16 protein-coding genes are annotated in these 21,221 nt (G+C 73.0%); 8 read left to right on the forward strand and 8 right to left on the reverse strand.

Annotated elements, in window-relative coordinates; translation table 11 throughout:
- Positions 1 to 30: 30 nt before the first annotated feature.
- Positions 31 to 633, reverse strand: coding sequence for an XRE family transcriptional regulator (locus AB0G74_RS12980; protein ID WP_361144400.1), 603 nt, complete (start codon positions 631 to 633; stop codon positions 31 to 33).
- 87 nt (positions 634 to 720) lie between these two features.
- Here AB0G74_RS12980 and AB0G74_RS12985 point away from each other — a divergent pair, with 87 nt between their 5' ends.
- Entirely contained in the window at positions 721 to 1,347 is a 627-nt protein-coding gene (locus AB0G74_RS12985; protein ID WP_361144403.1) for a methyltransferase domain-containing protein, read from the forward strand.
- On the forward strand, positions 1,347 to 1,847 hold the full coding sequence (locus tag AB0G74_RS12990) for a DinB family protein (RefSeq protein ID WP_361144406.1): 501 nt from the start codon (positions 1,347 to 1,349) through the stop codon (positions 1,845 to 1,847). Before AB0G74_RS12985 ends, AB0G74_RS12990 begins: the two co-directional genes overlap by 1 nt.
- Positions 1,848 to 1,988: 141 nt before the next feature.
- Here AB0G74_RS12990 and AB0G74_RS12995 read toward each other — a convergent pair whose 3' ends face one another.
- Positions 1,989 to 3,047, reverse strand: coding sequence for a helix-turn-helix domain-containing protein (locus tag AB0G74_RS12995; protein ID WP_361144408.1), 1,059 nt, complete (start codon positions 3,045 to 3,047; stop codon positions 1,989 to 1,991).
- Between the two features lie 38 nt (positions 3,048 to 3,085).
- On the opposite strand from AB0G74_RS12995, the gene AB0G74_RS13000 reads away from it, so the two are divergent.
- Positions 3,086 to 4,477: an MFS transporter gene (locus AB0G74_RS13000; RefSeq protein WP_361144410.1), complete on the forward strand. Its 1,392-nt coding sequence runs from the start codon at positions 3,086 to 3,088 to the stop codon at positions 4,475 to 4,477.
- 37 nt (positions 4,478 to 4,514) lie between these two features.
- Here the strand turns inward: AB0G74_RS13000 and AB0G74_RS13005 are convergent, their stop codons facing one another.
- Positions 4,515 to 5,039, reverse strand: a complete 525-nt coding sequence (locus AB0G74_RS13005) for an FBP domain-containing protein (RefSeq protein WP_361144413.1) — start codon at positions 5,037 to 5,039, stop codon at positions 4,515 to 4,517.
- Positions 5,040 to 5,351: 312 nt separating this feature from the next.
- On the opposite strand from AB0G74_RS13005, the gene AB0G74_RS13010 reads away from it, so the two are divergent.
- Both AB0G74_RS13010 and AB0G74_RS13015 read left to right on the forward strand, forming a co-directional pair.
- Positions 5,352 to 5,843, forward strand: coding sequence for a hypothetical protein (locus tag AB0G74_RS13010; RefSeq protein WP_361144416.1), 492 nt, complete (start codon positions 5,352 to 5,354; stop codon positions 5,841 to 5,843).
- Positions 5,844 to 6,179: 336 nt separating this feature from the next.
- Complete coding sequence (locus AB0G74_RS13015; RefSeq protein WP_361144418.1) at positions 6,180 to 6,323, forward strand: hypothetical protein; 144 nt, start codon at positions 6,180 to 6,182, stop codon at positions 6,321 to 6,323.
- Between the two features lie 257 nt (positions 6,324 to 6,580).
- Here AB0G74_RS13015 and AB0G74_RS13020 read toward each other — a convergent pair whose 3' ends face one another.
- The 4 genes from AB0G74_RS13020 to AB0G74_RS13035 all read right to left on the reverse strand — a co-directional run bounded on the left by AB0G74_RS13020 (position 6,581) and on the right by AB0G74_RS13035 (position 10,080).
- Positions 6,581 to 7,798 (reverse strand): NAD(P)/FAD-dependent oxidoreductase, encoded by a 1,218-nt coding sequence (locus tag AB0G74_RS13020; RefSeq protein WP_361144421.1) that lies wholly within the window; start codon positions 7,796 to 7,798, stop codon positions 6,581 to 6,583.
- Positions 7,799 to 7,993: 195 nt separating this feature from the next.
- Entirely contained in the window at positions 7,994 to 8,689 is a 696-nt protein-coding gene (locus AB0G74_RS13025; protein ID WP_361144424.1) for a pyridoxal 5'-phosphate synthase, read from the reverse strand.
- A 37-nt stretch (positions 8,690 to 8,726) separates the two neighbouring features.
- Complete coding sequence (locus tag AB0G74_RS13030; RefSeq protein WP_361144427.1) at positions 8,727 to 9,068, reverse strand: DUF5713 family protein; 342 nt, start codon at positions 9,066 to 9,068, stop codon at positions 8,727 to 8,729.
- Positions 9,069 to 9,183: 115 nt separating this feature from the next.
- Positions 9,184 to 10,080, reverse strand: coding sequence for a phosphotransferase (locus AB0G74_RS13035; RefSeq protein ID WP_361144430.1), 897 nt, complete (start codon positions 10,078 to 10,080; stop codon positions 9,184 to 9,186).
- A gap of 312 nt (positions 10,081 to 10,392) precedes the next feature.
- Here AB0G74_RS13035 and AB0G74_RS13040 point away from each other — a divergent pair, with 312 nt between their 5' ends.
- Both AB0G74_RS13040 and AB0G74_RS13045 read left to right on the forward strand, forming a co-directional pair.
- Positions 10,393 to 15,372, forward strand: coding sequence for a SpaA isopeptide-forming pilin-related protein (locus tag AB0G74_RS13040; protein ID WP_361144433.1), 4,980 nt, complete (start codon positions 10,393 to 10,395; stop codon positions 15,370 to 15,372).
- Positions 15,373 to 15,651: 279 nt separating this feature from the next.
- Entirely contained in the window at positions 15,652 to 16,476 is an 825-nt protein-coding gene (locus tag AB0G74_RS13045) for a L,D-transpeptidase family protein (RefSeq protein WP_361144436.1), read from the forward strand.
- Between the two features lie 280 nt (positions 16,477 to 16,756).
- Here the strand turns inward: AB0G74_RS13045 and AB0G74_RS13050 are convergent, their stop codons facing one another.
- The gene (locus AB0G74_RS13050; RefSeq protein ID WP_358825435.1) at positions 16,757 to 17,404 is read right to left on the reverse strand and encodes a TetR family transcriptional regulator; all 648 of its coding nucleotides are present in this window, start codon (positions 17,402 to 17,404) and stop codon (positions 16,757 to 16,759) included.
- Positions 17,405 to 18,062: 658 nt separating this feature from the next.
- Between AB0G74_RS13050 and AB0G74_RS13055 the strand changes: the two genes are divergently transcribed.
- A complete protein-coding gene (locus AB0G74_RS13055) occupies positions 18,063 to 20,534 on the forward strand; it encodes a PQQ-binding-like beta-propeller repeat protein (protein ID WP_361144439.1) in 2,472 nt (823 codons plus the stop codon).
- Positions 20,535 to 21,221 lie beyond the last annotated feature (687 nt).

Consider the following 21,221-nt stretch of genomic DNA (forward strand, 5'->3'; position numbering starts at 1 on the left):
TCGGCGTGCGTACCCCCTTCGGACGGGGTGTCAGGGCTCGTTGTGGTGGCGGGGGGTGTGGGGGGTTGTGCGGAGGTGGGCGCGGGTGCCCTGGGGGCCGAAGAGGATGAGGAGTTCTACCGTCGCGCCGTCCCTGCTGCTCAGCCAGTGGGGGATCGAGGTGTCGAACTCCGCCGCCTCGCCCGCCGAGAGCGTCAGGTCGCGGTCGCCGACGACCAGGCGGAGCCGGCCGTTGAGGACGTAGAGCCATTCGACGCCCTCATGGGTCTGCGGGGTCGGCTCCAGGGAGTCCGGGCGGGCCGGGATGATCATTTTGAAGGCTTGGGTGCCGCCGGGGCGGCGGGACAGCGGGACGAAGACCATGCCGTAGCGGTGGACCGGCTTCAGATGGATCCGGGGGTCACCGGTACGGGGCGCGCCGACCAGGTCGTCGAGGGGGACGTCGTAGGCGCGGGCCAGGGGGAGCAGCAGTTCCAGCGTCGCCCGGCGGCCACCGCTCTCCAGGCGGGACAGGGTGCTCTCGGAGACGCCGGTCGCCGTGGCCAGGTCGGCGAGGGTGATGCCGCGCGCCCGGCGCAGGGCGCGCAGCCGGGGGCCCACGGTGTCGAGGACGTCCGCCGTTTCGGGGTCCATCCGGTCATCTTGCCAGAACGGCAAGATTCCGTGCCGGACTGCGTGGGCCGGTCGAGAGTGGGCCGTACCCGATCCGAGGAGTCTTCGATGGGCAGTACCGATCCGGCCGCCTTCTGGGACGGCGTCTACGCCGACCGGCCCGCCGCCGCCGATCCCCGGCCGAATGTCCGGCTCGTCGAGCACGTCACGGGCCTGCCGCCCGGCGACGTACTCGATCTCGGCTGCGGCGAGGGCGGCGACGCGCTCTGGCTGGCCCGGCAGCGCTGGCGGGTGACCGCCGTCGATGTGTCGGAGGTGGCCGTACGGCGGCTCGCCGGGCTCGCCGGGGCCCACGGGCTCGACCGGCTGATCACCGCCGAGCGGCACGATCTGGCCGTGACCTTTCCGAGCGGGGCGTACGACCTGGTCTCCGCGCAGTTCTTCCAGACGCCGCTCGCGCTGGACCGGGCCGGGGTGCTGCGGACCGCCGCGTACGCGATCCGGCCCGGCGGGGTGCTGCTGGTCGTGGACCACGGGTCGGCCGCGCCCTGGTCGTGGAACCGGGACCCCGGGGTCCACTATCCGACGCCGGGCGAAGTCGCCGACGGGCTGGCACTGGACCCGGCGGAGTGGACCGTCGAACGGTCCGAGGTCCTCCGCCGGATCGCCACCGGACCCGGCGGGGAGACCGCCGAGGTGGCCGATCACGTACTCGCCGTACGGCGGGCCGTCTGATGCCGGGCCCCGCGACCGCCCGGCGCCGCCGGGACACCCCGCCGCCCCGGACCGGCGGTACCGAGACCGAGGTGCTCCGCGGGTTCCTCGACTATCTGCGCGACTCCGTCGCCGCGAAGGTCGAGGGCGCCCCCGAACCCGGGGTCCGTACCGCCTCGGTGCCGTCCGGGACGAATCTGCTCGGGCTGCTGAACCATCTCACCCATGTCGAGCGCGCCACCTTCCTCGGTGAGCGGGTCGAGGACTGGCCCGCGACCTTCCGGGCCGACCCCGGCGACGGCGCGGCCGAGGTCGTGGAGCGCTACCGGGCCGCCGTCGCGGCGGCGAACGAGGTGCTCGACGGCTGTACGGACCTTGCCGCGGCCGCACCCCGGTCCCGGCCGAACATGACGGCGCCCAGCCTCCGTTGGGCCCTGGTCCATCTGATCGAGGAGACCGGGCGGCACGCCGGGCACGCCGACATCCTCCGCGAGCTGTTGGACGGTACGACCGGGCGCTGACCGGCGGGTACCGGTTCCGCGCGGCGGGCGAAGTCGCGTGCGCGGTCCGCCCGTGGGTGGTTTGTTTCGCCGTTTCCCGAGCCCCCTGGTTGCCCTCCCGGCCGCCCTCCCGAGAAGTCCGTCACCGGGTGCGGGTCGGGGTCAGATGTGGACGCCCTCGCCGCGGAACGTGCGGCGGTAGGACGTCGGCGGGACTCCCAGCGCCGACTGGAGATGCGCTCGCATCGACTGGGCCGTACCGAAACCCGCGTCCCTGGCCACCTGGTCCATGGGGAGTTCGGTGGACTCCAGGAGTTGGCGGGCGCGTTCGACGCGCTGGGCGGTGAGCCACTGGCCGGGGCTGACGCCGACCTCCTCGCGGAACCGGCGGGTGAAGGTGCGGACGCTCATCGACTCGCGGTCCGCCAGGTCGCGGAGGCGGATCGGTTCGTGGAGGCGGGTCAGGGCCCAGGCGCGGGCCGCCGATGTGCCGTGGGCCCGGTCGTCGGGGACCGGGCGGTGGACGTACTGGGCCTGGCCGCCGTCCCGGTGCGGTGGGACGACGCTGCGGCGGGCCGTGTCGTTGGCGACGGCCGCGCCGTGGTCCCGGCGGACGATATGGACGCAGAGGTCGATGCCCGCGGCGACGCCCGCCGAGGTGAGGACGTCGCCGTCGTCCACGTACAGCACGTCCGGGTCCAGCCGCACCGAGGGGAAGAGGCGCCGGAAGTGGTCCGCCCACCACCAGTGCGTGGTGGCCGGGCGGCCGTCGAGGAGGCCCGCGGCGGCCAGGAAGAAGCTGCCGGTGCAGATGGACGCGATCCGGGTGCCCGGCCGGATCCGGGCGAAGACGTCCCGCAGTCCGGGCGGCAGCCGGCCGTCCTCGTAGACCTCCGACGGCTGGTACGCGGCCGGGACGATCACCGTGTCCGCGTGCTCCAACTCCTCCGGGCCCCGCTCGATATGGATGTCGAAGTCGCCGTTGGCCGGGACCCGGCCCGGTACGGGCGTACAGCTCACGACCTCGTACAGCGGCTCGCCGGACGGGCTGTGGGCCCGGCCGAAGATCCGGGGCGGAATGGACAGCTCGAACGGGATGACATCGGGCAGGGCGAGGACGACCACCCGGTGCCTGCCCGGCTTCGGGGTACCGGGCTTCGGGGTACCGGGCGCGCCCGGGGCCGCGTACGGGGTGGGCGTCGGCGTCGGGACATCCGTCATGGCCCGATCCTAGCGAATGCTGTCCTTCGGGCCACTCGATGCGCCGCCCCGGCGGCCGGAAGCTGGTGCCCGTGACCGATGTGACGCACAGACCCGCCCCGCCCCGTTCCCGCCGCAGGCCGCACCGCGCCTGGTCCGTGGCCGCCGTCACCTTTGTGACGATCATCGGCGCGGCCGGCTTCGCCTCCCTGCCCGGACTGCTGATCGACCCGCTGCACGAGGAATTCGACTGGTCGCGCGGCACCATCGGCTTCGCGGTCTCGGTCAATCTCGCGCTCTACGGGCTGACCGCGCCGTTCGCCGCCGCCCTGATGGACCGGTTCGGGATCCGCCGGGTCGTCGCCTTCGCCCTGACCGTGATCGCGGCCGGGTCGGCGCTCACCGTCACCATGACCGCCGCCTGGCAACTCGTCCTCTTCTGGGGCGTTCTGGTCGGCCTGGGCTCCGGCTCCATGGCCCTGGCCTTCGCCGCGACCGTCACCAACCGCTGGTTCGTCGCCCGGCGCGGACTCGTCACCGGCATCCTCACCGCCGCGGGCGCCTCCGGCCAGCTCGTCTTCCTGCCCCTGCTCTCCTGGCTGGTGGAGGAGCGGGGCTGGCGGCCGGCCGCGATCACCGTCGCGCTCTGCGCGCTCGCCGTCGTACCCCTGGTGTGGCTGCTGCTGCGGGACCACCCGGCGGACGTCGGCGTCTCCGCGTACGGCGCCGAACACTTCACGCCCAAGCCGCCGCCGGTGAAGGGCGCGGCCCGGCGGGCGATCACGGTCCTCTTCGACGCCGCCCGTACGGGGCCCTTCTGGCTGCTCGCCGGAACCTTCGCGATCTGCGGCGCCACCACCAACGGGCTGGTGAAGACCCACTTCGTACCCGCCGCCCACGACCACGGGATGGCGATCACGGCCGCCGCGTCGCTGCTCGCGGTGATCGGCGTCTTCGATGTCATCGGGACCGTCTGCTCCGGCTGGCTCACCGACCGGTACGAGGCCCGGCGGCTGCTCGCCGTCTACTACGCCCTGCGCGGTGTGAGTCTGATGTTTCTGCCGATGCTGCTGGGGCCGAGCGTCGAACCGCCGATGATCTTCTTCATCGTCTTCTACGGACTGGACTGGGTGGCCACCGTCCCGCCGACGATCGCGCTCTGCCGCGCGTACTACGGCGACGACAGCGCGATCGTGTTCGGCTGGGTACTGGCATCGCACCAGGTCGGCGCGGGAGTGGTGGCCTTCGCGGGCGGGCTGGCCCGGGACGCCTTCGGCTCGTACGACGTCGTCTGGTACGCCTCCGGGGCGCTCTGCGCGGTGGCGGCCCTGATGGCCCTCGTCTTCCGGCGCCACCGGCCGGACGAGCCGACGGCGGAGACGGCGGAAGCGGGGGAGCCGGAGCCCGGGGCGAAGGCGGTGGCGGAGGCCGCGAGGCCGGGCTCTGGATAAGACCCAGGGGCCTGGCGGCCCGGCGGCGCGGCGCCGCTCAGTCGGCCAGGACCTTCGCCACGAACGCGGCGAGATGGCCCGACATCCGGGCCACCTTCTCCTCGACCGTCAGGCTCTCCTCGTGCTGCCGGGTCCGCAGCTTCGGCTGCCGCTTGCCGCGGATATAGAGGGAACAGGCCAGATCGGCGCAGAAGTAGATACCGACCGTGCTGCCCTCCCGGCCGCGCGGGCCCGCGAGCGGCGCGACGAGCAGGGAGACCCCGGAGGAGGCATGGCCGGTCAGACAGATATTGCAGAGGCTCGACTTGAACGCGCTGTTGTTGCCGCTGCCCGGGACCCGCAGGCTCAGTCCGAGCGGAGCCGGGCCGTCCCGCCCCGGGAGCAGCTCGCCGGGGACGACGAGATAGGCGCGCTGGGGCGCGCCCGGGTCGATCCAGCCCAGGAAGTCGAGGTCCGCCCAGGGGGTGTCGCCGAACTCCACCGGCAGCCGGAGCCGCTTGGCCTCCCCCTTCGTACAGTTCACGAAGGACGAGCGGATCTGTTGATCGGTGAGCGGTTCCATAAGACCGACGATAGGCAGCCGGGGCGCCCGGGGCATCCCGATTTCCGGCGGGCCGTCCCCCGGCGGGCGGTCGGGCTGTGAGCAGCGGGTGCGGGAGGCCGCGTGACGGGGGCCGATCCGTGCGGCGTATCGTCCGGAGTGACGGGGCCGATCAAGGGCTCCCGGCGAACGAGGGGTCGTCGTCCTGTGCCCATCTGCCTGCTGGCCTCGGCTTCTTCGGCTTCTACGGGGTCTTCCAGTCCTTCGGCTTCGTCCCCGTACCCGCACCTCCGGCGCTATCTGCGCCCGGCGACCACGGGCTACGCCTCCGCCGTGGCCCAGCTCGCCGTAGTGGTCGTCGCCGGATCCCTCATGGCCGCCGGGGAGCAGGGCAGCCCGGGGCTCGCGGTGGTGCTGGCCCTGGCCGTCGTGGCCTACCTCCCCGTCGTCGCCCTGATCGGCGGGGCCCTGATCGCCCTGGCCTACGTACTGCCCGTACTCGCCTTCGCCGAGTGGGCCGCCGACCGCCGGGGCGGCTCCGTACCGGCCTGGCGTGCCGGGGCGGTGCTGGGGCTCGGGGCGCTCTACGCCGTACCGTTCGGCGTCGGGGACCCCTCCGGCTACCTGCTGGCCTGGGTGCTGGTCTGCCTCTCCGTCGTACTGCCGCTGGCCATCGCGGACCGGACGGACCGGGCGGACCGGGCCGGGCGCACGGCCGGGACCGGGCGGGCCGGACGACTTCGGCTCGCCCCCTGGGTCTGGGGCTTCGCCCTGTTCTGGCTGACCGGTGTCGTCATCGGCTGCGCGGCGCTCCTGGCGCCCTGAGCCGGGCCGCCGTTGGGCCCCGCCGCAGCACGGGGCGTGGGGCCCGGTCGGAAAAATGGCCGGAACCCGACCGCCCGCACTCCGGTACGACGGCGAGCCGCCCCCCGGGGCCGAACGCGGCCCCGTCCGCCCCGGGGCCCGGTGCTCACACGGCGGGGCCGGTGTTGGAGCCGGACCCCCGGACCGGTCCCGTCGAACCGGCGGCGCTGAGCTGCGCCGTAATAGAGGCGAGGTGATGAATCGCTCTCACGTACGATGCCCAGGCTGACGACAACGGGGTGGGGGCCGCCGGATGGCGCATGGTCACACCCTTGCGATGAATCCGGAGGAAACGTAATGAGTGTGTTCAAACGACCGCTGGGCCCGGGCCTGGCCGGAAAGGGTGTGAACGAGGTCTTCCCGGCCTCCGTCGACCCCGAATGGGAGCCCGGAACGGCTTCCGCCGACCCCGAATGGGAGCCCGGCAACCACGCGTCGTGAGCCACGACGACCGTAGTTGACGTACCGCCGCGCCCCGCGCGGTAAGGCAGAGAACCGGTGACCGGACGCGGCCGGCGCCGGATACTCAGCCGCTACGTCCCGCGGCCCGCCCGAGGCGGGGAGATGTTCCGGAAGACGCGCGGTGAAGGCGAACCCGCGCGCACGGGAGCACCACGCGGGAGAAGGCGGGAGAAGTACGAGTACGACCGCCCGGGCGCATCGCGCGACGGGCGAACCAGCGGTGAGGCAGCGCCCGTTCAGCGGCGCGCGACGGCCTTGGCGATCTTCGGAGCGTCCAGGGCGATCTCCCGCAGCATGCCCGAGATCGGGTTGGTGAAACCGGTGAAGTAGAGACCGGGCGCCTCCGCCGGACACCGGCCGCCCCGAACCCGTGGTCCGCCCCGGCCGTCCAGTACGCCGAGATGGCCCAGCATCTTCCCGAGCCCCCGCTCGTACCCCGTCGCCGCGATCACCGTGTCCGGCGTCAGCCGCGTACCGTCCGCGAGGACCACCGCGTCGCCGTCGAACGATTCCACCGCCGCCACGGGCCGCACCCTCCCCTTCTTCACCGCCCGCACCAGACCTATGTCCTGGACCGGGATCGCCCCCTGCCTCGCCCGGGTGTAGAGCCCCTCCGCCGGGCGCGGCAGCCCGTACGCGGACAGGTCGGGGACGGCGATCGCGGCCTGGAGCCGGGCCAGCCGGTCGACCAGGAACACCGGCAGCCGCCGGGCCGCGATCGCGGTCCGCTGCGACGGCCAGCCCAAGGTGGTGCGGCGGACGATGTGCGGGGGTATGCGGACCGCGAGCCGGACCCCGGCCGCGCCGCCGTCGGCCAGGTCCACCGCGATCTCGGCGCCCGTGTTGCCCACCCCGACGACCAGGACGTCCCGGTCCGCGTAGGGTGCCGGGTCGCGGTAGTCGCTCGCGTGGATCAGGTTGCCGGTGTACGAGGCGGCGCCCGGCCACTCCGGCAGCCGCGGGGTGTGGTTGTAGCCGGTCGCCACCACGACCGCGCGGCCGGTGAGCCGCCGTCCGCCGGTCGCGTGCAGCAGCCAGCCTGTCGGCTCCGCGCCCTTGCGCCCGCGTCTCCTGAAGAACTTCCCCGGTCTCGGTCCCGGGGCCCGGCCGCCGTCCGTCGGCGGCAGCGGCTCGACCCGGGTCACCTCGACGCCCGTCACCACTTCCAGCTCGTGGAAGTCGGCGTACTTCTCCAGATACCGGACCAGGTCGGCCCGGGCGACCCAGCGCCCGAAGGCCCGGGGCAGCGGCAGACCCGGCAGCGCCGAGAGCCGACGCGGGGTGTGCAGCCGCAGCCGGTCGTAGTGACCTCGCCAGGACGCCCCGACCGCCGGGGACTTCTCCAGCACCACGGCCCGTACGCCGTGCGCGCGCAGCGCCGCCGCCGTCGCCAGTCCGGCGGGGCCGCCCCCGATGACATAAACGGGCAGGTCCGCGGTGCGGTCGATGTCCATGATGCGTGAGCGTAATCGCGCGGTCACTTGATGGGTCTCAGTCAAGAAGGGAATCGATTGCGAATTGATCACGAGGGATCGGGGGTGTTCGTTTTCGTTCGGGTGCCTTCGCCTTGTGGCCGGGCCGGGCCGTGGTCGGGCTGCGCCGGGCCGCGTTGGGCCGCTTTCGGGTGGGCGTGGGGCGGGGCCCGGCGCTCAGGGCCAGAGGAGCGTACGGGTCCACCCGGGGGCCGGGCCCGTATAGCGGAGGCGGATATGGCGGCGGGCCGCGTCCCCCTGGAAGAACTCGGCCTCGTCCGGCGTCAGCACGTACCGCGTCCAGGTCGGGACCGGCGCTTCCGGGTCCGACTCGGCCCGCCGCCAGGCCGCCCGGCTCGCCTCGGCGAGGGTCGCCAGATCGGGCAGGGGGGCGCTCTGGCGGCCGGTGAGCGCCGCCGCGAGCGCGCCCGTCGACCGGGCGTGGAGATCCGCCAGGCTCTCCGTAGCGCCCAGGGCCGCCACCCGGCCCCGGATCCGGATCTGCCGCCCCAGCGCCGGCCAGTAGAAGCAGAGCGCCGCCTCGGGTCGGGCCGCGAGCTGCCGTCCCTTGGCGCTGGTGGAGTGCGTGGCGAAATGCCAGCCGCGTTCGTCGGCGTCGTGCAGCATCACGATCCGCACGTCCGGCGCGCTGTCGCCCTCGCCCGCCGTCGCCAGGGACATCGTGTGCGGCTCCGGCTGCCCCGCCGCTACGGCATCGGCGAACCAGCGGTGGAACAGCGGCAGCGGCGCGTCAGGCGCCGAGTCCGGGTCGAAGGAGGGCAGGGGGTGGTCCCAGACGCGCTGGGCGTGCAGCAGCGCGCGGAACTCCTCCTGGCCGGGGTCGTCGTGGGGCGCGGCGGGCGGGCTGGTCATACGGTGATCGTCCCAGACGGGACGGGCGGGCCGGGGCCTACCAGTCGCGGGCTTCCACCAGGTCCTCCATGTCCGCCGATGGGAAGCCGTACGCCTGCGCCACGAAGTAGAAGTCCGTGGCTATCTCGTCCCGCGCGACCGTCTCGATCTCGCTGTCCGCCGCCCAGAACTCCTCCTGGAGCGCGTTGAACCGCTCCGTCGCCTCCTCCGTCAGGGCGTAGAGCGCCGGGAGGTCGGCCGGGCGGTCCCGCTCGATCCGGACGCAGAGGTCCTGGAGGATCACGGCGCCCTTCTCGATCAGCCGCAGCGGGTAGTACCCGTCTCCGCGCAGGGCCTTCAGAAAGGTGTATTCGGCCACCTGCTCGTTGGTGATCGTCATCGTGTCGTCGTCCCCGCCCTCGCCGTGCGTGTGCCGTTCGGCCGGTCTCTGCCGTCCGTTCCGATGGTGCACCACGGCACTGACATCGGGCCCCGGCCGGGCCGCTTCCAGGGGGTCAGAGGTCGAGCGGGGTGAGCTGCCAGGCCCGGCGGCGCTGGGCGCGGAGCAGGCCGAGGGGGCTGTCGTCGGAGCCGTAGAGCCGGTCCGCGAGCCGGGTCAGGGTGTCGCAGCGGGCCAGCCAGACGCCCCGCAGACAGACGTCCGGGCCGTACGAGGCGAGCGCCGACGCCCGGACGGCCGCGGGCGCTCCGATCGAGATCGCGAGCCCGGCGATGTCCTCGGCCGGGTCGCCGAGCGCCGCGTCGGTCCAGTCCAGTACGCCGGTGATACCGCCGTCGTCGCCGGTCAGCAGATGCTCGCCCTTGAGGTCGTTGTGGAGGAGGACGGCCGAATCCGGCGCGGCGGGCGGCGGGGCGTCGGTCAGGCACCGGTGGACGAGCCCGGTGTCCAGGGCGTGGTCGGCCGCCAGCCGCCGGGCCGCGCCGAGCGCCCGTTCCGTCAGTTCGGCCGGGTCGCGGACGGGTTCGGACGGCAGGGCGGGGCCGGTTGTGGCGCCGGGGGTCGGGCCGGTGGCGTCCTCGGGGTCGTAGGAGCGCAGGGCCGCCAGCAGCCCGGAGAGATCCAGTTCGCCCGTGCCGGAGACCGGCCGTTCCTCGGCCGAGCGGCCCGGGAGCCGGGTGTCGACGGTGTACGAGAGCCCCGGCGCCCACTCGCCCGCCGCCAGGCTGCCGGGGACGGGGACCGGCAGCCGGGGGCGCAGGGCGTCCCGGAGGGCGATCTCCCGGCGCTGACGGGCGGTCACGTCCTCGTCGAGGGCCAGCCGGAGGACCCGGTCGTCGCCGATCAGCCACGTCGCGTGCTCGCTCCCTTCCGCGACCGGGCTGACCGGGGTGCCGTCGAGGGCGAGCAGGCGTCGTACGGCATCGGCGTCGAGGGCCGAGGGCTGGCGCATGAGGAGTCGTTCCCGGTCGGATCGTAGGCGGGGCGAGGGCGGTGCGGAGGTGGGGCGAGGGCGGGGCGGCGGTACCGAGCCTGCCTCCCGGTGCCCGGCCGCGCCAACGAATATCCACCGTTCCGTCACGTCCGGAGCGATCGCCCCGCTACCGCCACTGAGTCCAGCGCCGTTCCCACGGGGGGGTGATTGTCCGATCTCTCCGGGCGACGCCCGAAGAGTGTCGCCGATACCCCGGTGACCCCCCTGATCAGCCTGTAGGGCGGAGGTCCGTAACAGGACATTCCACACCTAACGAGAGAAGTCGATGTGATGAGAGCAGTTCTCGCGCGGCTGCGACAACGCTCCTGGACCACGGGCGTCGCCTGTGCCGTCCTGGCGGCGTCCGCGCCCGCGCTCGCGCTGGGGCCGGGTATGGCCTCGACGGCGCTCGCGGCACCGGCCCCGGAGGCGACGGTCACGTCGGCCGGGGCCGGTACGGACAAGGAGGGCGACCGGAAGGACGGCGCCCGCGGCGCGAAAGCGGCCGAGGGAGCCAAGGGCGCCAAGGGCGGCAAGGCCACCGGGAAGTCCGGGGCCCGCGCCCTCAAGCCCCTGAACCTGCACAGGACCCAGCAGCTCCGGGCGCCGCTGCCCAGCGGTCTCGGGCCCTGTATCCCGGGCACCCCGCCCTGTCCCGACCCGTACCCCCCGATCAACAACGGTCCCATCGCCGGCCGCGACAACAACATCAACATCTTCGCGGGCGGCAACTTCAACGTCCGCGAGCGGGCGGCGGAGGCCGAGGGCAAGGTCGTCGTTCTGGGGAACTTCGACCAGAACAAGGCCGCGGGCGGCAGCTCGATCTACAACATCGGCATCGTCGGTGTGGGATCGCGGGTCCCCCCGGACGACGGCACCGACTTCCTCACCACGGGCGGGAACGTCTCCGTCGCGGCGGGCCAGAGCCTGCTCGCCGACGGCGGCAACGTACGGTACGCGGGCACCCTCACCGGGACCGTCACCGGCACCCTCATCCAGGACCCGGACGCGGCCGACCCCTACGTCGCCCTGCGCGACGAGCTGACCAGCGCCAGCCAGTGCTACGCGCGGACCGAGGACGGCGCCAACCGCCCGGCCACCGGCACCGCAGTCAACGAGGGCGGCCAGACCACCTTCACCGGTGACGGCACCTCGGCGCTCCAGGTCTTCAACGTCAACTTCGACATGCAGACGACCTCCGGCGGACAGCAGGGGCTCGTCTTCAACAACATCCCGGCCAACGCCACCGTCCTGGTGAACGTGCTGGGCGCCAACCGCACCATCAACACCTACAGCGGCAGCCCCTTCGACACGGACCCGCTGAACCAGCTCCGTGAGCGGCTGCTGTGGAACTTCCCCGACGCCGCCACGGTCGGCCTGCGGGGCACCGGCCAGTTCCAGGGCAGTGTCCTGATCGGCAACCAGTCGTCGAACACGACCGTCACCCTGCCGGGAACCAACGGCCGGTTCTTCTCCACCGGCAACATCACCCACACCAGTGTCGTGGGTGCCGGTGGTGGCCAGGAGTTCCACGCGTACCCCTTCGAGGGCGATCTGCCCGACTGCTCCGTCGTGGTCCCGACCGCGCCGGTGACGGTCGTGAAGGAGGACGCGACGACGGGCGCGCCGCTGGCCGGCGCGACCTTCCAGCTGTGGGAGGAGACCAACGGCGTCGCCGGTCTCCAGACCACCGGCGCCTCGCCCGACTCGCAGATCGGCTCCCCGTGCGTGACCGGGGCGAACGGGCAGTGCTCCCAGACCGTCCAGCCCGGTACGTACTACTGGCAGGAGACGGCGGCCCCGCCCGGGTACGACCTCCCGGCGGATCCGGTCTTCCCGGTCGTACTGACCGCCGACGACGTCCCGGCGGGTGTCACCGTCACCGCCGACAACAGCCGGACCCCGGTCACGGGTGAGATCTCGGTCGAGAAGACCGACTCCGAGACCGGCGAGCCGCTGCCCGGCGCGATCTTCGAGCTGTGGCACGAGACGAACGGTGTGCCCGGTCTCCAGACCACGGGCGCCAACCCGGACGCCCAGCAGCTCCCGGACTGCACCACGGACATCTCCGGCGAGTGCGCCAGGATCGTGCCCACGGGTACGTACTACTGGGTCGAGGTCTCGGCCCCGCCCGGGTACGACCTGCCCGCCGTCACGGTCTTCCCGCTCACCCTCACCGAGGAGAACGCGGCGCAGGGCGTGAGCGTCACCGTCGAGAACACCCAGACCCCGGTACCGCCGGGCGAGGCGCCGGTGACCGTGACCAAGGTGGACTCGGAGACGGGCGCGCCGCTGGCGGGCGCCGTCTTCCAGTTCTGGCAGGAGACCAACGGCGTCGCCGGACTCCAGACGTCCGGTGCCACGCCCGACACCCTCGTCCCGCCGGACTGCACGACCGACGCCCAGGGTCACTGCACCCGGGACGTGGTCGCCGGAACGTACTACTGGCGCGAGATCACCCCGCCGCCCGGCTACCAGCTCCCGGCCAACCCGGTCTCCACCCTCACCCTCACCGAGGGCGACATCCCCGACGGGGTGTCGGTGACGGCGGAGAACGTGGCGATCCCGGAGCCCCCGGTCACCGGTGACGTCACGGTCGTCAAGGAGGACGCCGCGACCGGCGCCCTGCTGGCGGGCGCGGTGTTCCAGCTCTGGGCCGAGACCAACGGGATGCCCGGTCTCCAGACCACGGGCGCCAACCCGGACCTCACCATCGGTGCCCCCTGCACGACGGGTGCCGACGGCGAATGCGTCCGTACCGTCGAGACCGGCCAGTACTACTGGCAGGAGACGGCCGCCCCGCCCGGCTACGACCTCCCGGCGAACCCGGTCTTCGGGCCGCTGGTGCTGACCGAGGAGAACGCGGCCGACGGCGTCACGGTCACCGCCGAGAACACGGCGACCGCGCCGGTCACCGGCGATGTCTCCATCGTCAAGGAGGACTCGGTGACGGGCGCCCCGCTCGCGGGCGCGGTGTTCCAGCTGTGGGAGGAGACCAACGGCGTACCCGGTCTCCAGACCACCGGCATCAATCCGGACACCACGATCGGCGCCCCGTGCACCACGCCCGCGAACGGGACGTGCACGGAGACCGTGGAGATCGGCCAGTACTACTGGCAGGAGACGCAGGCCCCGCCCGGGTACCAGCTCCCGATGAACCCGGTCTACCCGATCACCCTGACGGCCGAGAACGCCGACCAGGGTGTGAGCATCACCGCCGAGAACACGGCGATCCCGCCGGTCACCGGCGATGTCACCGTGGTCAAGGAGGACTCGGTGACGGGCGCCCTGCTCGCGGGCGCGGTGTTCCAGCTGTGGGAGGAGACCAACGGGATCCCCGGTCTCCAGATCGGCGGCGCCGACCCCGACACCACCGTCGGCTCCCCGTGCACCACGGGCGTCGCCGGTGAGTGCACCGCCACCGTCGAGGTCGGCCAGTACTACTGGCAGGAGACGGCGGCCCCGCCCGGGTACGACCTTCCGGCGAACCCGGTCTTCCCGGTCACCCTGACGGAGGAGAACGCTCCGCAGGGCGTCACCGTGACGGCCGAGAACACCAGGACGCCGCCGGGTGAGGCGCCGATCACGGTGATCAAGGTCGATGAGGAGTCGGGTGACCCGTTGGCGGGTGCGGTGTTCGAGCTGTGGGAGGAGACCAACGGTGTTGCCGGTCTTCAGACCACGGGGATGAACCCGGACACGCTGTTGCCGCCTTCCTGCACCACCGCCGTCAATGGCCGGTGCAGCCGGGATGTGGTTCCGGGGACGTACTACTGGCGTGAGACCCAGGCCCCGGCGGGTTACGACCTGCCGGCGAACCCGGTGTTCCCGATCATCCTGACCGAGAACGAGATTCCGGGCGGCGTCACCGTCACCGCCGAGAACACGGCGACCCCGGCGGTCACCGGCGACGTCTCGGTCGTCAAGGAGGACTCGGAGACGGGTGCTCCGCTGGCCGGAGCGGTATTCGAACTCTGGCAGGAGACCAACGGGATTCCCGGTCTCCAGACCACGGGCGCCGACCCGGACACCTCGATCGGCACTCCCTGCACCACCCCCGCGAACGGGACGTGCACGGAGACCGTCGAGGTCGGCCAGTACTACTGGCTGGAGACCCAGGCCCCCGCGGGCTACGACCTTCCGGCGAACCCGGTCTTCCCGGTGACGCTGACGGAGGAGAACGCTCCGCAGGGTGTGACGGTCACGGCCGAGAACACCAGGACGCCGCCGGGTGAGGCGCCGATCACGGTGATCAAGGTCGATGAGGAGTCGGGTGACCCGTTGGCGGGTGCGGTGTTCGAGCTGTGGGAGGAGACCAACGGTGTTGCCGGTCTTCAGACCACGGGGATGAACCCGGACACGCTGTTGCCGCCTTCCTGCACCACCGCCGTGAACGGCCGGTGCAGCCGGGATGTGGTTCCGGGGACGTACTACTGGCGTGAGACCCAGGCCCCGGCGGGCTATGACCTGCCCGCGAACCCGGTGTTCCCGATCATCCTGACCGAGAACGAGATCCCGGGCGGCGTCACCGTCACCGCCGAGAACACCCGGACGGCCCCCGTCCGCGGTGATGTCTCCGTCGTCAAGGAGGACTCGGAGACCGGCGAACCGCTGGCCGGCGCGGTGTTCCAGCTGTGGAAGGAGACCAACGGAATCCCCGGTCTCCAGACCATCGGCATCAACCCGGACACCACCATCGGCGCCCCGTGCACCACGCCCGCCAACGGGACCTGCACGGAGACCGTCGAGGTCGGCCAGTACTACTGGCAGGAGACGCAGGCGCCGTCGGGGTACGACCTCCCGGCGAACCCGGTCTTCCCGATCACCCTGACGGAGCAGAACGCTCCGCAGGGCGTGACCGTCACCGCCGAGAACACCAGGACCGCGACCCCGCCCACCGGCGAGATCGAGGTCCACAAGACCGACGCCAAGAACGGCAAGGACCTGGAAGGCGCCGTATTCGAGCTGTGGGAGGAGACCAACGGCGTCGCCGGTCTCCAGACCAGGGCCACGAACGGCACCCCCGCCGACACCCGGATCGGCCAGGGCTGCGCCACCGACGTCGAGGGCAGCTGTGTCTTCGACGAGTTGGAGCTCGGTACGTACTACCTGCTGGAGACCGACGTACCCGAGGGCTACGTCCTTCCGGCGAACCCGGTGAAGGGCCCCTTCACCATCACGGCGGACAACGCCGACCAGCCCGTCCTCGTCGAGGTCGCCAACAAGCGCGGCGAGCCCGGCAAGGGCAAGGGCGGCAAGGGCAAGAAGTGACAACCGCATAGCGGGACGGCGTACGGCCCGGCCACCGGCCGGAGCCGTACGCCACCCGCCCTGATCGGAGACGCGGACGCGCCGGACACCACCGGCCGTCCGCGTCTTCGTTCGTCATCAACAGGCGTCGCCGGTCTTCGTTTGTCGTACTTTCCGCGCCACGCGTCCTTCACGGCACCGTTCTTCACCTTTTCGGACCGCCTCCCGGGCGAGCCCCGGCCACCGCTGATAACTGTGGTCTGGGGACACAGGGGGGACACCACGAGGACGGAGCGCCGCATGCGACGCAACCAGATACGGCAGCAGCCCGGTCGGCCGGACGGCCCGCACCCGGACACCTCCGGGCAGACCACCGCGACGACCGGCGGAGCGGCGGCCCGCCGGGGCGCCCGGGGCCGGGCGCCGGCCGGTACGGGCGCCGCCGCGATCGCCGTCGCCGCCCTGCTGGCGGGCGCGGTCGCCCCCGCCGCCGCGGCCACCGGCCCCGGCACCGCCGGTGCCCGCGCGGCCGAATGCACCGCTGGTACGGGGCCGTACCAGCGGGCCCTGGAGGAGTATCTGAAGCGGCCCGTGGACGGCGCCCAGTCCGCCGAGGACTGCGCGGCCATCCGCGGCTTCCAGACCGCCAACGGCATCGACCCGGCGGACGGCTACGCCGATCTGGAGACGTACCGCACGATGGTCGCCGTCAAGGCCCGCGCCAATCCGAACGCAGCGGGCAAGTGCCCCGTCCGCGCCTACCGGGTCACCTGCGTCGACCTCGACCGGCAGCTCCTGTGGGTGCAGAAGAACAAGAAGGTCGTCTTCGACCCGGTACCGATAAGGACCGGCCGGGACTCCGAGGAGACCCGGCTCGGCTGGCACACCATCTACTGGCGCAGCCGCGACCACGTCTCCACCATCTACGACGACGCGCCCATGCCGTACGCCCAGTTCTTCGACGGCGGCCAGGCGCTCCACGGCCGGCTCGGCAATCTCTACGACGGCGGCGGCTCGGCGGGCTGCGTCAACCTGCGGCTGGCGGACGCGGCCGGACTGTGGGACCTGCTGGCCGTCGACGACTCCCTGTACATCTGGGGTACGAAGCCGGGCACCGCGGGCTGACGGGCGGCCGGTCCGGGAGGGGGGGGCTCCGGCGCCGAGCGCGCCGGGGCCGGGCAGGCCGGGGCAACGGGGGAAGCGGGGGAACGCGGGGAGCGGTGGGGAAACCCCGTGGGGATACCGGCGGTGAACGGGTGCCGGTGGGCGGGGGACGCGGGCGAAGACGCGGGCCGCGCGGGGATGAGGAAGAGGTGTGGGGGGTGGGCCGTACGGGTGACGGGATGACGGGGCGGCGGGGTGACAGGCGACGGCGCGCCGTCGGCCGCCGTACGCCGGGCCGTCGCTACTTCAGCGGCTTCTTGCCCGTGATACCCAGATGTACCAGCAGCGCCAGGTTCGGCCGCAGCTCGGCCTGCTTCACACCCCAGGTGGTGAAGCCCTTCTGATGCGACGCCACCGCCGCCAGCATGACCACGAGGGAGCCCGCGACCGCCGCCGGACTGACGTCCTTGTCGATCCGGCCCTTCGCCTGAAGCTCCTTCACGGCCTCCGTGAGGGAGTTCGTGACCGAGTTCAGGATCTTCATACGGATCTTGTAGAACCGCTTGTCGCCCTCGGCGGCACCCAGGTCCACGACCCGCAGAATCGCGTCGTTGCGGCGCCAGAAGTCGAGGAAGCCGTCGACCAGTTCCTCCGCCGACTGCCAGGCGGCCTTCCCGGTCCAGGAGCGGCCCGCGACCAGTCCGGTCAGGGCGGCGCCCTCCTTGGCCATCTCCTCCGCGATCTCCAGTACGGCGCCCTCGACATCGGGGAAGTACTGGTAGAAGGTCGCGGGGGAGGTGCCCGCCTTCCGGGCGACGTCGATCACCTTGACGTCCCGGTACGGCGACGAGCTGAGCATCTCGCCGAGGCAGTCCAGCAGCTTCTGCCGCGTCGCCTGGCCGCGTCGTCCGGCCACTCGGCCGTCGACAGTGCGTACTTGTCCTGTCATGCCGTCAGCTTACCGAGGGGTGATCAGCGCGCGATTCGGCCGACTGCAAATGGGGTGCCCGGCCTGCCGGGAGCGCCCCGAAGGCCCCTTCCGTACCCCTTCCGTATCCCCTCCGTCGCCCGCCGGGACCCCTGTGGGCTCATTCGTTCGATTCCGAAAGGCGCAGGTGGGCCACTGTTCCGCCGGGGCGGCTCACCCCCTTGCCCCATTTCTGCGTCAAGGATCGTGGAACCCGTCACTCCGCCCGGCCGTCCGAGAGCCGTCGCGGAGCCGTCCGAGCACCGTCCGGGCGCCGTACGGGAACCGCCGGGGAAGCCGCCCGGGGCCCGCCCCGAGCGCCCGGCGGACCCGTTCCGGCCAGGACGAATCGTCGTACTCACCGACAATCGGGATGCGAAGCGGCGGAGCGGGGTACGACATCGGCGGTAGCGGCCGGAACGAGGAAGGGTGCGGAAATGCGGGAAGCGACGGCTCCGGCCTGTCCGACCTGCCCGGATCCGGGTGAGACACCCCGATCCGCCCCCGGGTTCGCCACCGTCGCCTCCGGCAGGAAGAATCGGCGGTGCGCGACCGCAGCGGGGCTCGGCGGTGGAACGCCGCACAGGGCCGGGAAGGACGGGCCCGCAGGAGCCGGGGCCCGTACGGGGAGGTGGCAGGGATGGAGCAGCTGACGCAGCACGACCCGAGACGGATCGGTCCGTTCGAGGTGCTGGGCCGGCTCGGCGCAGGCGGTATGGGGCTCGTCTATCTCGCCCGGTCGGCGTCCGGCCGCCGGGTGGCGATCAAGACCGTCCGTACCGAACTCGCCGAGGACCAGCTCTTCCGGGTCCGCTTCACCCGCGAGGTCGAGGCCGCCCGCGCCGTCAGCGGCTTCTACACCGCCGCCGTCGTCGACGCCGACCCCAGGGCCGCCGTGCCGTGGCTCGCCACCGCCTACGTACCGGCGCCGTCGCTGGAAGAGATAGTGAACGAGTGCGGTCCGCTGCCCGCCAGGGCCGTCCGCTGGCTCGCGGCGGGCATCGCGGAGGCCCTCCAGTCCATCCACGGCGCCGGGCTCGTCCACCGCGACCTCAAGCCCTCCAACGTCCTCGTCGTCGAGGACGGGCCCCGGGTGATCGACTTCGGGATCGCGTCCGGGGTCTCCAACACCCGGCTCACCATGACCAACGTCGCCGTCGGCACCCCCGCCTACATGTCGCCCGAGCAGGCCCGCGACTCCCGCAGCGTCACCGGCGCCAGCGATGTCTTCTCCCTCGGCTCCACCCTCGTCTTCGCCGCCACCGGACACGCCCCCTTCCACGGCGCCAACCCGGTCGAAACCGTCTTCATGCTGCTCCGCGAAGGACCCGACCTCGAAGGGCTGCCGGCCGAACTGCGCCCCCTGATCGAGTCCTGCATGGGGATGGACGCGGCGGGCCGCCCCTCCCCCGAGGACCTCCAGGCCCAGCTCGCCCCGCATCTCTTCGCCTCCGGCGGCGACGACAGCGGAACCGCTTCCGCCTGGCTGCCCGGCCGGTCCGTCGCCATGATCGAGGCACGCCGCGGAGTGGGCCGTACGGTGGCCCCCGCGGCACCCGCCGCCGCCCCGCACCCCGCAGCCCCGCCCGGGCCGCCCCTCGCGCCGCCGGACGCCCACCCGGCCGCCGTACCCGCCCACCAGGGCCCGGCGCTGCCGCCGCCGCCCGCGCGCCCGCCCCGGCGCGACCCGGGATGGGCCCGGGGCAACAGCGCCGCCGACCCGCGTACCGGGGCCGTCGCCCCGGCCGCCGCCGGAGCCTCCGTCCAGCTCCCCGGCGTCGCCGCCCCCATCGGCCCCGGGCTGCGGATCGCCGACGCCCGAGGACCGCTGCCCGGCTCACCGCCCGGTACCGGCTGGGTCCGCCCGCCCGGCGACCGGACCAACGGCCTGCCCGCCCCCGGGCCCGCCGCCTCCGCTTCCGTACCGGCGGCCCCCGCCCGGCCGCCCACCCCCTCGTCGCCCTCACTGCTGCCCGACGGCACGGGCCGCTGGCGGCCCTGGCGGTTCCGGATGTCCAACGACGTCTGGGGCACGCCCGTCGTCGCGGGCGGACTCCTCTACGTCACCTCCTTCGAGGTCCACGCCCTCGACACCGGCACCGGCCGCCGCCAGTTCAAGACCCGCGACGTCGCCTGGTCCATGACCCTCGACGGCGGCCGCATCCACGCCTCCGACGGACCGACCCTCTACGCCCTCGACGCCGCCGACGGCCGCGAACGGTGGCGGCTCTCCACCGAATCCTGGGTCTACTCCCTCCAGGCCGACCGGGGCACCGTCCTCACCGGCACCCGGGGCGGCGGCGTCCAGGCATGGGAGGCGGCCACCGGCAACCGGCTCTGGGAACTGGTCGGCGCCCAGTCCGAATTCGAGACCGCCCAGGCCGGGCCGGTGATCTCCGGCGACACCGTGTACGTCTGGAAGGAAGCCAGACTGCGGGCCCTGGAAGCCAGGACCGGCAACGAACGCTGGTCGTACCCCGTCGGCGACGCGGCCTCCTGCGGCAACGTCCCCGTCCGGGTCCACCCCGCGCCCGACGGCTTCGTCTACGTCTCCGCCGGAACCCGGGTCATCGCCCTCGACATCGCCACCGGACGGGTCCGCTGGCACTTCGAATCCCCTGCGGTCTTCCTCTCCCCGCCCGCCTTCGCGCCCGGACCCGCCGTCGCGGGCGGCGGCGTCTACCTCGCCGACTACCTCGGCACGGTCTACGCCCTCGACGCCACCACCGGCAAGGACCGCTGGCGGATCGCCACCGAAGCCCGGCAGTCCGTCGAACCCGTCCTCGTCAGCGCCGGCAACGTCCATGTCGGCAGCGGCTCCGCGCTCTACACCCTCGACGCGGTCGCCGGTACCCCGCTGTGGCGCTTCGCCGCGGGCGGCGAGGTCGTCGGCGCCCCCGTCGCCGCCGACGGCCGGGTCCACTTCGGCTCGGCCGACCATGTGCTCTACACCCTCGACGCGACGGGCGGCCAACTCCGCTGGAAGCTCGCCACGGGCGGCGAGATCACCGGCTCACCGGTGGTCCGCGACGGAGTGGTCTACGCCTGCAGCAAGGACCGCTGCGTGTACGCGCTGGACGCGACGAAGGGGACGGCGACGGGGCGTCGCTGACGCGGGGTGCGCCCGCGCCCGTTCCCGGCTGCCGGGTCCGCCCGGCGGCCTGATGCTGTCGGCGGCCTGCGGACCGTGGCTGGCTCGTCTCGCAGTTCCCCGAGCCCCTGAATACCCGGGCCGCGCCCGGCAGCCTGATCTTGTCGGCGGTCTGCACCACCGTCGTGGCTGTTCGCGCAGTTCCTCCCCCTATGCCTTCGGCAATGGGGGGACCCCCAACCTATGCCTCGGCGATGGGGGGACCCCCAGCGCCTTGGCCCTCCACGGCGTCGCCGAAAGATCCGGGCTCCGCCCGGCGACCTGATGTTGTTCGCGGCCCGCGGACCGCCTGTGGCTTGTCGCGCAGTTCCCCGCGCCCCTAAATGCTCTCCCCAGCGCCGCCCCTGAAAGGGTTTCCAGTCTTGGAGGGCCCGTCTCTTGGAAGGAGCGGTCAGGAGGGCAACCTAGGGGCGCGGGGAACTGCGCGACAAGCCACGATGGTGGCGCGGGCCGCGAACAACATCAGGTCGCCGGGCGGGACCCGGGTTGTGGGCCTCACCCGGAGGGCCGAGGCGCTGGGGGTCCCCCCATCGCCGAAGGCATAGGGGGCGGAACTGCGCGACAAGCCACATGCGGTCCGCAGGTCGCGAACGACATCAGGTCGCATGGCGAGACCCGGGTAAATCGGAGCGGCGCGGCTGGCAAGCT

The organism is Streptomyces sp. NPDC020875, from assembly GCF_040641415.1.
In the GTDB taxonomy this organism is placed as follows: Bacteria; Actinomycetota; Actinomycetes; order Streptomycetales; family Streptomycetaceae; genus Streptomyces.